9 protein-coding genes and 1 pseudogene are annotated in these 13,022 nt (G+C 47.9%); 5 read left to right on the forward strand and 5 right to left on the reverse strand.

Annotated elements, in window-relative coordinates; genetic code table 11:
- The first annotated feature begins 74 nt into the window (after positions 1-74).
- Positions 75-1,544: an EAL domain-containing protein gene (locus AC6R1A_RS15015; protein ID WP_500633347.1), complete on the forward strand. Its 1,470-nt coding sequence runs from the start codon at positions 75-77 to the stop codon at positions 1,542-1,544.
- Between the two features lie 203 nt (positions 1,545-1,747).
- On the opposite strand, the gene AC6R1A_RS15020 is transcribed toward AC6R1A_RS15015, so the two are convergent.
- The 3 genes from AC6R1A_RS15020 to AC6R1A_RS15030 form a co-directional block, all read right to left on the reverse strand.
- Entirely contained in the window at positions 1,748-3,052 is a 1,305-nt protein-coding gene (locus AC6R1A_RS15020) for a TRAP transporter large permease (protein WP_334552257.1), read from the reverse strand.
- 4 nt (positions 3,053-3,056) lie between these two features.
- On the reverse strand, positions 3,057-3,554 hold the full coding sequence (locus tag AC6R1A_RS15025) for a TRAP transporter small permease (RefSeq protein ID WP_487903464.1): 498 nt from the start codon (positions 3,552-3,554) through the stop codon (positions 3,057-3,059).
- Between the two features lie 73 nt (positions 3,555-3,627).
- Entirely contained in the window at positions 3,628-4,587 is a 960-nt protein-coding gene (locus tag AC6R1A_RS15030; protein ID WP_334552255.1) for a TRAP transporter substrate-binding protein, read from the reverse strand.
- Between the two features lie 360 nt (positions 4,588-4,947).
- On the opposite strand from AC6R1A_RS15030, the gene AC6R1A_RS15035 reads away from it, so the two are divergent.
- Positions 4,948-5,985, forward strand: a complete 1,038-nt coding sequence (locus AC6R1A_RS15035; RefSeq protein WP_500633348.1) for a polysaccharide lyase family 7 protein — start codon at positions 4,948-4,950, stop codon at positions 5,983-5,985.
- Between the two features lie 42 nt (positions 5,986-6,027).
- Here the strand turns inward: AC6R1A_RS15035 and AC6R1A_RS15040 are convergent, their stop codons facing one another.
- On the reverse strand, positions 6,028-6,972 hold the full coding sequence (locus AC6R1A_RS15040) for a helix-turn-helix domain-containing protein (RefSeq protein ID WP_500633349.1): 945 nt from the start codon (positions 6,970-6,972) through the stop codon (positions 6,028-6,030).
- 212 nt (positions 6,973-7,184) lie between these two features.
- Here AC6R1A_RS15040 and AC6R1A_RS15045 point away from each other — a divergent pair, with 212 nt between their 5' ends.
- The 3 genes from AC6R1A_RS15045 to eat are packed head-to-tail and all read left to right on the forward strand — an operon-like array spanning position 7,185 to position 10,876.
- Positions 7,185-8,582, forward strand: a complete 1,398-nt coding sequence (locus AC6R1A_RS15045; RefSeq protein ID WP_500633350.1) for an ethanolamine ammonia-lyase subunit EutB — start codon at positions 7,185-7,187, stop codon at positions 8,580-8,582.
- A 3-nt stretch (positions 8,583-8,585) separates the two neighbouring features.
- Positions 8,586-9,464 carry an ethanolamine ammonia-lyase subunit EutC gene (gene eutC, locus AC6R1A_RS15050; protein ID WP_500627687.1) on the forward strand — a complete coding sequence of 293 codons (879 nt, stop codon included), beginning with the start codon at positions 8,586-8,588 and terminating at the stop codon, positions 9,462-9,464.
- Between the two features lie 11 nt (positions 9,465-9,475).
- Complete coding sequence (gene eat / locus AC6R1A_RS15055) at positions 9,476-10,876, forward strand: ethanolamine permease (protein ID WP_500631121.1); 1,401 nt, start codon at positions 9,476-9,478, stop codon at positions 10,874-10,876.
- Positions 10,877-11,651: 775 nt separating this feature from the next.
- On the opposite strand, the pseudogene AC6R1A_RS15060 reads toward eat, so the two are convergent.
- Positions 11,652-12,836 (reverse strand): annotated as a pseudogene (locus AC6R1A_RS15060) (IS1634 family transposase); the annotation flags it as partial.
- Positions 12,837-13,022: the final 186 nt, after the last annotated feature.

Below are 13,022 nucleotides of genomic sequence, written 5' to 3' on the forward strand. Positions count from 1 at the left end.
CACAGGAAAATTGAATAACCTCGATGTTGAGGTTATGTTTATAATATTATTATAAACAGTAAGTTGAGTTGGCTATGGTTGGATATCGTCAGGTTAAAAAAGCGTCGTCGCGCTTCGCGGTGTATGTCATCCCGCCTCTGTTGATTTTTGTTGCCTCAGTCTACTTTGCTACGCAAAAAATTCACCAAACCTTGCAAGATATCGGTGACCATTACATGGTCACCTATGAGCGCATCATCAACGGTATTCTTGATGAAAACCGCGCCGCACTCATCGCGCCCAATCTCTGTCATGTTATTCAGCAAAACATGCGCTTTGAACGTGAGGTGGAAGAGCAGCAAACCCTCCGCAATGGCCAAGTGATCTGCTCATCATTGAGCAACACCAGTGCGTTGTTTCCGCTGACCGAACCGGTGGAAAATCAGACCATTGAGGTGGTGCCGCTCCCTAACTCTGTGGATGTCTCACTAGCGGTAATTAATTCACGTGTGATTGATGGAGAGATCTACCACGCAGTGTCGCTGGTGGATAGAGATTTTATGCGGGCACGTTTGGGCTATCTGACGGAGCCGAACATCAATACGGCGGTGTTAATCGTAAACGGCAAAGTTGCTCCTGCTGGTGCGAGTATCCCAAACAGTTGGTTCGTGTATTCGATAGAGTCCAGTCAATTTGGCCATCGAATGCTCGTCGAGGCGAGCAGCGAGTTAATTCGACAGACCACGCTGTATTACGTGAGTCTCGCAGTACTGGCGTTAATCGTGCTGTATATCGCGGTGTTTTTACTTAGAATTCAGCTGAGCGCAGAGCGCAGCATGTACGCAGAAATTAAGCTCGCACTGCGTCGCAATGAGTTTGTGCTCCATTATCAGCCGCAAGTGGATGCGGCGTGTGGTCGAACGGTCGGGGTGGAAGCGTTGGTGCGTTGGCAGCATCCCACTCGAGGTTTGATCTATCCGGATGTGTTTATTCCCGTGATGGAGGAGTTTGACTTAATCAATGAGTTGACCGATGTGGTGGTCAAGCAAGCATGGAATGATTGGTGCGATCGCCACTTTGATGCGCCGTTCCACTTAGGGATCAATTTCCCGCCGGGTTACTTTGCCTCAGCGGAGAAGCAACTATTTTTGGTGAATCATCACGACCAGTTCGCAAAGCGCAACATTGTATTAGGTTTAGAGGTGACCGAGCGTCAATTGCTTGATGGTCAAGCCCGGGAGGGTATAGCAAAGTTGCGCGAAAAAGGCCTCGAAGTGTTGATTGATGATTTTGGCACTGGACAAACCTCACTCGCGGTGTTGGAGCAGACCAAAATCGATGTGCTTAAAATTGACAAGTGCTTTGTTGATACCATCGGCGTCGACAGCGTGAGCGCACCAGTGCTTAACGCCATCATTAATCTAGCCAAAGCGCTCAACCTGACCATGATCGCCGAAGGGGTTGAGTACGCGGAACAAGCCGATTACCTTCTCTCACAAGGGGTCAACTTGCACCAAGGCTACCTGTACAGTAAACCTGTGCCGCTTGGGCAGTTAGATCTATAGTTGTGGCGTGGTTGAATGGATGTAGTGCGTCTAACTCAGCTAGGAGGCAAAACCAAGTGCACAAAATTGTCAGACGCTACGGTTTGCATCTCGGTATGGATGTCGCGTTTAGTGACGAAGAGAGTGCTCTGTATATTAATATTGGTAGTGGGTTTTAGGGAATAGCAAAGTCCCCCGTTACATGGCGTGACGGGGGGCTAAACTCAGTTAATCAAACCGAATGCTCGGGGCAGGGCCAAACTGATGTCTGGGACAAAGGTGATGAGCAGGAGAGTGATGATCAATACCGCGCAAAAAGGCAAAACTGCACGTATTACGCTCTCTATCCTTGCGCCGCTGACACTGCAGCCGACGAATAGCGCTGTCCCTACTGGGGGCGTCGCTATCCCGATGCATAGGTTGAAGATGATCATCATCGCAAAGTGAATCGGGTGCATACCGAGTTGAGTTGCGATGGGCATAAATATTGGCGTGAAGATGAGCACGGCAGGGGTTAAGTCCATAAACATCCCCACGATGAGCAAAATCACGTTCATTAGGATGAAAATAATAATCGGGTTGTCCGAAATCGATAACATCCATTCACTGATAAGATTAGGCAAACCGGTGAAGGCCATCGCCCAAGACATAATTGTTGATGCACCAATCAAGAACAGCATAATCCCTGTGATTTCAGCCGTTTCCACACAGATGGTTTTTAGCTCTTTAACGCCTAGAGTGCGATAACATAATGACAAGAAAAACGAATACAAAACGGCGATACACGCGCCTTCAGTGGCGGTAAAGATTCCCCCTATAATCCCTCCAATGACGACCACGACCAACCCCAAGCTCGGTATTGCCCGCCAAGTAATGGTAAGAATTTCTCTCGCTGTTTTTGGTTGCGACAAGGTTCGATAACCTTTTTTCTTGGCAATAAAGTAGGCGACAACCATACAGCTGAGGCCCATTAAAATGCCAGGCACATAGCCGGCGATAAACAGCGCCGCGATGGACGTACCACCACTGACGACAGAGAAGACGATCAATGAATTACTGGGTGGAATTAATAAGCCTGATGGACACGACGCTACATTCACTGCGGTAGCGAACGATTTGTCGTAGCCTTCCTTTTCCAGCTCTGGTTCTAGTGTTTTTCCTACCGCTGCCGCCGCGGCGACCGCTGAGCCGGAAACCGAGCCAAACAACATATTGGCAATCACATTCACATGTGACAACGAGCCGGGCATTTTTCCAACCAAGAGTTTTGCGAACTCGACCAACCGGTTGGCTATTCCACCTCGATTCATGATGTTCCCTGCCAAAATGAAAAAAGGAATGGCAAGCAAGCTGAAGCTATCAATGCCAGTCACAATCTTTTGACCTGCGGTCATGAAGGCCACGTGAGGAGGAAGGATAGTACACATGATCACCAGTGAGGACATTGCGATGGCGATCGCAATCGGAATACTGAAGCTGATCATGACGATAAAGAGGCATAAAAGCCAAAAACCTACAGAGATATCCATATCATTACCCTTGAATGCGTCGCTCTTGTTGGTTGAAGAGCAGTAAGGTGTTGAGAAGAAGGTAAACCAGCATTAACGCTCCTGAGAGCGGCAAAATGAAATAGACATAAGCCATCGGGATCTGTAGCGCAGGCGAAAACTGCAGCATCGTCCGACCAATGAGCTGGCTGCCACCTTTGATCATGGCAAGATAGATAAAGGCACACGACACCAAGTTGATGAGTAGATGGCAGTATTTTTGGTATTTAGGACCCACTGAACCGACAAAAAGGGTGATGGCCAGATGGCCATTTTTACCGAACAGATAACTGGCACCCAGCAGACCGAACCATATCATGGTGTACCGGGCAAGCTCATCAGTAAAAGAACTGGGATCGTTAAGTACGTAGCGACTAAACACCTGCCAAGTCACAGTAATGACCAGACTAATAATGGCCACGCCACACAGTATGAGTATCACTTTATCTAACGTCGTTTTTAACGTGTTAAGAGCAGAAACCATTGAAACTCCTATTTACAATGATTCAAAGTTGCAGCCCCACCGCGATGGTGGGGCTTGTTACTTTAAGGGGAAATCAGAGCTTTTGGATGGCTTCAATGTAGGTGCCTAAGACAGGATCTTGCTTGGCACTGTCTAACATCGGTGCGACTTTTTCGCGGAACTTGTCTTTGTCGACCTCAACAAATTTTACGTCCAATGTTTCGGCCAACTTCTTGTTCTTACTGTCGATATCAGCCCAGATCTTAATTTCTTCTTCCATCGATTCGGCGGCAGCTTCGCGGACTATGGCTTTCTGAGCGTCATTGAGGCTACTCCATGTCACTTCTGAAATCATGATGAGATCAGGCGTCATCATATGTTGATCCATGGAATAGTATTTCGCGACTTCAGAGTGTTTCATTTCGACTAAGCTGGAAATGTTGTTCTCTGCGGCATCAATTACGCCTTGCTGAAGCGCGGTATACACTTCCGTAAACGGAACGGGCGTCGCGCGTGCACCGAGCAGTCTCACCATTTCCATCATGGTTGGAGATTCTGGAACACGGACTTTGAGGCCAGCAAGATCGTCGGGGGTTTGAATGGGTTTCGAGCTGTAGAAACTGCGTGAACCAGAATCATACAGTGTGAGCCCGATGAACCCTTTTCCTTCGCTAGACTGGAGAAGTTGCTGTGCTGTCTCACTGCGCATAAAGGTATGCATATGGTCTGCATCACGGAACAAGAATGGGATAGAGATCGCTTTGTAAGTGGGTTCAAACGATTCAGCCAACGATCCGTTGATTTTCGCCATATCGATGGCGCCTGTCACGACTTGCTCTGCTTGATCTCGCTCTGACCCAAGCATGCCATTAGGAAAGATTTTCACGTCCATTTCGCCATTGGATTTTTCTTTCACTTTCGCCGCAAAGATTTCCATCCCTGCATGGGCAGCGCTCTCTAGGTTCATCGCGTGACCTAATGTTAGCGTTCGAGCTTGCGCACCGAAAGCCAAGATCATCGAGGCGGCAGCCACCGTCAGAATCGTCTGTTTCATGTTGTCATCCTTTTTATTTTGGTCGGTAGAGTGAAGCGTCTTTCAAACTTCCTCATCAGTATTTTCTTGAATTATTTGTAATACAATGACACAAAAGTTTATATGTGCGGCAAGCCAGCATAATTGAGTGGAATTTAAACTGAATTGTGATTTTACTCATATTAATTGTTGCTAAAATCACCATTTTTGGACTTTTTTTTTACTTTAATGCGTAATTTAGGCTGATTTGGTGGTATTTTGATCTGCGTGGCAAAATGCAACTTTATACTGTGAGTTACATTGGTTTTTTAGTTTTTGGTTATTTTTGAATAAAAATTGATCGATAGCATGTAGGACAATAACACAAAAAGGAGTGTCAAAATGAAACAAATGTTAGTGGCAACATCGCTACTTCTGTCCTTACCGACGTTTGCTGATGTGGCCAATAATGGTGTGAACTATCCCGTCCCTGCAGACAAGTTCGACATGCGCCACTGGAAGATCACCATTCCTTCAGACATTAACCAAGATGGCCGAGTCGATGAGATTGAAGGTGTCGCGATGATGAGTTATTCACACTCTGACTTTTTCTATCTCGATAGCCAAGGGCATTTGGTGTTTGAAGTGCACAATAAAGCCATCACCACCAAAAACTCTAAAAATGCTCGTTCAGAGTTGCGCCAAATGGCAAGAGGTGCGAACTTTGCCATCGGAACGCATGATCCTTTAAACAACTGGGCACTATCGAGCCATCCAGACGCCGAATCGTTCAGTGCTATTGGTGGTAAACTCGAAGCTACGCTCAAGGTTAATCATGTCTCTCTTCATGCTAAGTATCCAAATAAGTATCCCGCCTATTCTGTGGTAGTCGGGCAGATTCACGCTGAAAAAGACAACGATCAAATCAAAGCCAAGACAGGTTTTGGTCACGGAAACGAACCGATCAAAATTTTCTACAAGAAGTTTCCAAATCATAAAATGGGTTCAGTATTCTGGAACTATGAACGAAATTTAGCCAAAGACGATCCCAATAGAGAAGACATCGCCTATCCAGTCTGGGGTAACACTTGGGAAAATGATGCCGAGCCTGGTGAAGCAGGCATCGCCTTGGGTGAGTCATTCAGTTATCAAATTGAAGTTAACGGAACGACCATGTCTCTAACGTTTGAAACGGACCGTCATGACACCGTGACTTATGAGATTGATTTGAGTAAGGGGATTGATGACAAGGACTCACCTACCGGCTACGCAAAAGACGCGTTCTACTTTAAAGCAGGCGCCTATGGTCAATGTAGCGTTCAGGATAGTCACCCAATATGGGGCCCGGGTTGCGAGGGCACGGGTGATTTTGCCGTGGACAAACTCAACGGTGATTACAACAGCGTGACCTTCACAGAGTTAAAACTGAATGGCCAATAGTCTTAATAGACAGCGTTTCGATAGGTAAAGAGTTCGCCGTGCTCAGTCACGAGTGCCACTCATTCGCGTCTCAGACGGCGACTCTCCAAACAATTGACGGTAGCTACGGCCAAATTCTCCCATATGATAAAAGCCAAAGCGAAAAGCGATGTCTGAAATCGAACCATCCTCGAATGGCGCCTGTAGGGCACGCCTTGCTTGATTGAGCCTGACGCGCTTGATGTACTGTTTGGGTGACACCTGGCAATAGTGCTCGAAGGCGTATTGTAACGTTCTTCGGCTGACATGTGTCGCTTGGCAGAGATCACTGACGGTGATGGGGCGATGAGAGGGCGCTTGAGTGACGTAGTCGATGGCGCTCTGGATAAGACGTTGTTGCTGAGGGGCCGCCACCCGAGGGGGTGGCGCAGAGCTGCGAGATAGTAATTCGCTAATGAAATCACACAATAATCGCTGATGAGTGTGCGCTGACCATACATGCCTTTCTGGATTGAGCAGGACACTGAGGTAACGTCTGAGGAGATTGGCGGATGACTCGTCTGTGATTCCAAGTAATGCGGGGTTGAGACCGGAACCTTGATGGTCGGTTTCACACAGTACATGATCAAGCACTGACTGGTCAGCGACGATACCGTAGATGGCATAATCTCGCGGTGTGACGAGTTCAAACTCGCTGTTGCTATCACGCACGAGAATATCAGAAGCATTCATTGGCCGCTGGTTGACAGTAATCGCACTAGCCTCAACGCTGAGACCTAGCCATATCCCTTCTTCAATCGAGCATTGCTGACGAAGTGAACGATTGCTGTCTTCACGAAACACATGCAGATGACGAAACCGTCGCTCTTGTATCATCCCACTAAAATTCCCCTCGCTGAGTTGATCATACTCTTGATGCCAGTTAATCAATTGGCCTGCTTGCTGATTTGCATCATTACAGTGACGAGTGCACAAGTTTGGTTCACTGGTTGGGGTATCGAGATCCATCCTGTAATACTCCTAATCTCCACTTTGCGCCATTGTGGGGCGCCCATCATTAACTCATTGAATAAAAAGGGGTTAAAGATTGCCAATTCTTGATAGTTGATTGGAACAGTTTTCGCTTCATTCCTCTTAAACACACGCTTAAAGAGTTCATTCTCTTACTGGGAATGATGAAGAGAGCAAGAACTGCACCAATAGCCAAAAAGAGGTAATGGATGGCGATTTATCGACGGCAGCAAGGAACGACAGTATATACCTTTGCTTCACTGACGGAACTGATGGCCAAAGCGACACCTGAGCGATCAGGCGATCGTTTGGCTGGCGTGGCAGCAGAATCCGCCACCGAGCGCGCAATTGCGCAAATGACGCTGGCGGACTTGCCACTGAGCACATTTCTCGATGATCTTCTTATTCCTTATGAGGACGACGAAATCACGCGTTTGATCATCGATACACACGACCGTGAGGCGTTCAAGTTGCTCGCTCACCTGACGGTGGGTGGCTTGAGAGACTGGTTGTTGAGTGATGAAGCCGATAGCCACACTTTGACCGCCATTCGGCCTGGCCTAACCCCTGAAATGGTCGCGGCAGTGAGCAAAATCATGCGCAATCAAGATTTGATTCTCGTCGCGAAGAAGTGTGAGGTGGTGACGGCGTTTCGCAACACGATCGGCTTACCCCAACGTCTATCCACACGCCTTCAGCCCAACCATCCCACAGATTCACTCAACGGGATCGCCGCGACCATTTTCGATGGCTTGATGTATGGCAATGGCGATGCGGTGATCGGTATCAATCCGGCGACAGACAACGTGCCGCAAGCGGTTAAATTGATGACCCTCATGGATGATGTTATTCAACATTACGCGATTCCTACTCAATCCTGTGTTCTGACCCATGTGACCAACACCATCGAAGCGATTGAGATGGGCGCGCCGGTTGATTTGGTTTTTCAATCTATCGGCGGCACGCAGGGTACCAATGACACGTTTGGTATTAACCTCAATATTCTTAAAGAGGCTCAAGATGCCGCACTCTCGCTAAAGCGAGGCACAGTGGGCAACAATGTCATGTATTTTGAGACAGGCCAGGGCACGGCGCTGTCGGCCAATGCCTTTCATGGTGTCGATCAGCAGACTTGCGAGACGCGCGCCTACGCTGTGGCCCGTCATTTTGATCCGCTGCTGGTGAATACCGTGGTGGGTTTTATCGGTCCTGAGTACCTGTTCGATGGGAAGCAAATCATTCGCGCCGGATTAGAAGATCACTTTTGCGGCAAGCTGCTCGGGCTGCCGATGGGTTGCGACATCTGTTACACCAACCATGCTTACGCGGATCAAAACGACATGGATAACTTGCTGACGCTACTTGGTGTGGCTGAGTGCTCCTTCATCATGGGGATCCCTGGCTCTGATGACATCATGCTTAACTATCAAACGACTTCTTTTCACGATGCGCTTTATGCGCGAAAAGTGCTCGGACTAAAGCCCGCACCAGAGTTTGAACGTTGGTTAATGGAGATGCAGATCTTTGAAGATGTCAGCGGTGTGCGCCTCAGTAATCAAGTCGCGAAATCGTTTTCCAACGCAATGAATCGAATCCAGGGAGCGTAGTTGATGGGTAAAGTGATCAGATTTGAGTCTCATCCTGCTCGAGAAAGTGTGGTCGAGAATCCGTGGCAGAAACTGAAAGATTTCACCTCCGCACGCATTGCACTCGGCCGCTGCGGGAGTAGTGTGCCGACCAACGAATGGCTGTCGTTTAGTTTTGACCATGCCAAGGCGATGGATGCGGTGCATTGCGCGCTCGACATTAACAAACTGGCGCAGGACATTACTCAATCAAGCGTAATGACTTCCCAGATAGGACGCGAGCCCATTGTGGCGAAATCAAAAGCCAACGACCGCTTCGAATATTTGCAAAGGCCCGACTTTGGCCGTGAACTGAGCAAAGAGAGCATGGAGGTGATCGCGCAGCATCGACATGACCAACACGCTTATGACTTGGCCTTCGTTGTGGCCGATGGCCTTTCATCGGTAGCGATTCAGCGACATGCAGTGCCATTGCTGGAGGCTCTGCTTGTGAGACTCACCAGCCAACACAACGCGCCTTGGCGCATCGCCCCCATCACGATTGTTGAGCAGGGAAGAGTGGCAGTCGGTGACGATGTAGCCCAGTGCCTCAATGCCAATATGGTTGTCGTTCTGATTGGTGAGCGCCCAGGGCTAACTTCGCCGGACAGCATGGGGATGTACCTCACCTGGGGCGCCAAGCGAGGCAGCAAAGACTCTGAGCGAAACTGCATCTCAAACATTCGGCCACAAGGTTTGAACTATTCCGACGCTGCTTTTCGCGCCAGTTATCTTCTTGAAGAAGCGCGTTCGCTCAAGCTGACAGGCGTTAATCTCAAAGACCGATCCAGTATGGATGAGCAGCAAGATGGCCTGACGCTCGGCGAGCAACACCAATCAAACTTTCTAATTTCAAAACAGTAAAGGGAATCACTATGTCTAAACATCAAGAATACCTTGCCAAACGGCAACTGAAACGAGGCACTGCCGGTTGGGTGCTATTAGCAGGACTAGGGGTCTCGTATGTGATCTCGGGAGATTTCGCAGGGTGGAACTTTGGTATTGCCCAAGCGGGTTGGGGCGGATTTCTGATTGCCGCCGTCGCGATGGCAGTCATGTATTTAACCTTGGTTCTCTCTTTAGCGGAAATGTCTGCCGCGATTCCAGCCGCAGGCGGTGGCTACAGTTTTGCACGACAAGCCATGGGCCCAACAGGTGGGTTTATCACCGGGCTTGCCGTCTTGATTGAGTACGCGTTGGCGCCAGCGGCCATTGTCATTTTCATTGGGTCTGCCGTCAATGAACTGATCGGGATTGATGGGCCTTGGGTCTATGCACTCTTTTATGCGGCGTTTATCGCTGTGCACCTAGCAGGTGTTGGCGAAGCACTTAAAGTGATGATGGTGATCAGCGGTCTTGCGGTGTTCGCCATCCTATTGACAGCTGCGGTGCTTATTGGCCATTTTGACGCCAGCAATCTATTCGATATTGCCCCAGCAAGCGCGCAAGCCACAGAGGCACTGCCTTATGGTTGGTATGGTGTTTGGGCCGCGTTGCCGTTTGCGATGTGGTTGTTTCTGGCAGTAGAAGGAGTGCCACTGGCTGCCGAAGAAGCTAAAGATCCCGCGAAAGATGTACCAAAAGGCATCATAGGTGCGATGTTATTTCTGCTGTTTACTGCGGCGTTAGTTGTGCTTTTGCTGGCGGGCGCAGTAGGCTCAAACGTGATTGGTAGCAGTGCAGTTCCGCTGGTAGATGCACTTAAACTGACAGGTAATCCGACGATAGCCACTATTGTCAACGTCTTAGGGCTTGCCGGTTTGGTCGCGTCTTTCTTTTCGATCATTTATGGCTACAGTCGTCTGGTGTTTGCTTTGTCCAGAGCCGGTTACTTACCGAAGAGCTTGTCACTGACGAGTAAAAATAAAGTCCCTTCTCGTGCGTTAATCTTCCCTGGCATTTTTGGCTTTGTGGTGTCATTAACCGGAGAGGGCGATTTGATCCTCGCCATGGCGGTAGTGGGTGCGACCGTGTCCTATGCGCTGATGGCACTGAGTCATATTCTGCTTAGAGTCAAACAGCCCGAATTGCCAAGACCATACAAAACACCGGGCGGTGTGGTCACATCGGCGATCTGTTTGGTGTTATCGTTGATTGCCATGACAGGGGTGTACGCGTTTGATCCTTCTGCCTTTATGATGACACTCGGCTTGTTCGTGATTGGTGGTGCCTACTATGGCCTCTATAGTCGCAATAACTTAGTGGCGGGTACCGCAGAAGAAGAGTTCGCCATGCTCTCGATTGCTGAACAAGAGCTTGAATCGACCGCCTCTTGAGTAAACAGTTTAGATACTATGAAAGCCAAGCGGATTTAGCTTGGCTTTTTTACGTCTGGCGATGTGAGCGATTGCGTCGGCTACAGCGACGAGGGGGAGCCTTCTATATTTCATGGACACCGAAATTGAGTCCTACAACTTTCAGTTTGGACACCGTTTTGGTCACCAAACAATTTTTACTTAGCCACCATTTTGGACACCAGATGGACACCGAGCATTTTTGAGTATTAAGTTGATTGTTGTAGGTGAATAAAAAATGAATGTGTATGCACTTAGTAATTACGGGAGTAGGGTAAGAATTTAGGATTTAATCAAAACAAAGTTATATATTTCAATGGTTTGGTGAATATATATAATCTGTTTAAGCGCTAATGTCACAAAATTTGGACACCAAATGGTCACCGTTGCCTGTAAATTGTACAGTATCTATATCGCTGTTAAATTGTACAGGATAAAACCCAATGAAGGAATTGAAGAGCTTTGAGTCGGCACTTTTTGACAACGTAGAATTCAAGAAAATCGCGCTGAAGGACCTGTTTGCTGACGACATTCTAGAGCGACTTTACGGCGAAGCGAATCCTATGACACTGCTAAGAACTCAGCCTAAGGTAAACTTCAATGGTGAGTATTTATTCAATTTTTCGACACTTCAGTCGCCGATAATAGCGTATCCTTTTCGGCGCCATTTTCGATTCTTGGTTGGCAGTTTTACTGTTGATAATTTGCGTACAGCGGTCGCTCAAAAGCTAATTTCTCCTGATTGTCACCTGCCCGTTGTGGTCCTAAAGAAGAAGCCTACCACTTTTTCTAGATCGGTATAAGGCGTAGGCGTAGCATCTATCAAATAGTGGTATCCCGTTGGCTTTTCGTCTTTCTTCGGCCGACCACGACCTGAATAGATTGGCTCTTTAACGATGGTTGATTGTGCAATTCCAAGCAAATGACACTGGCTGGCGAAGTCGCCCATTGCTTGCTCGGCATCCACTGCGCAGGCAAACTTCTTTTTCATTAGTTGCCCCAGCGCTTTCTGCTCTTTGGTGATCTTTTTGTCTAAGTTCTTATAGAACGTTACCTCTTCTCGCTTGGTTGCTTGTTCACTATGAATCAACAGCCACTTCTGAGATACCGAGCCATAATCAGCGTCAACCCAGCAACCCGAGTAGCCATTACCGATACGGCTCAAGTGCTCTGGCTCAAGGTTCATTAAGGCTTCTTTGGCTGACTTAATGGTCATTGGAACACGCGTAATAAACTTCTGTTGTTGCTCATCCAGTGAACGAATGCTTTCTTCGGTGTATAGAGCGGCATCGGCGATGAAGTAGCGACTGTTTTGAGCTGCCTTCAGGCAATGAATATGCCGTTTAGTGACCTCTGAGAATGCCTTAGCATCATTGGTGTTGCCACTAAGCGCTTGCATGTAAACAGGTAGGCCTGCTTGGTTTTCACAAATCAGCTCAAGGACCACTTGATTTAGCTCTGGACGGTGGTCTCGGCTGTAACCTTTTACCAGTTTGATGGCATTAAGATCTTCGTCTTGGGCGTATTCACCATCGACATGGAAGCTAGTGATATCAAGGTGGACAGAGTCTGTTTTAAGTCCTAGCTTATCAACGACATGCTCTGCAATCGCTTGATAAAGCGCGGAGACATCTACTTCATATAAAGCATCTAAAGTACGTCCGAGTACATCGTCAGTTAAATGGTGCGCTGCAATGTCTTTAGCGAGCAACTTGGCAACAGGCTTTGTCTCGAAGAAGTCAGAGAACATATGCAACGTTCTACTGTGAAAGCCAAGGCCATTGAGAATCATCGCTAAGACCGCATCGCCATGTGAAACGTTGTGATCCGAGTACTTGGGAATGATGCGATCAATAATGCCTGGTAAACCGATTTCATGACAGAAAGCAGCAATTAGCCCTAAGTGATCTAGGCGCTTAATGACAGGTTGAGCAGCAGACATAATAAAGTGACCATTAAATAGCAGTAATAGATCAAAACTGGGGATCGCGGTCAAGAGGTCTACGGCACTAACATCTGTAAACGATCACTGGATCACATTGTTTTAATTCTGAAATTGGCTGCGGAATGACGGTTAGATGACTCCTATCTGCCTTTTATGGTTTAGAGTAAGAGTTTATACACATGC

The sequence above is a fragment of the Vibrio sp. R10-SG3-ISO3 genome (genome assembly GCF_059834225.1).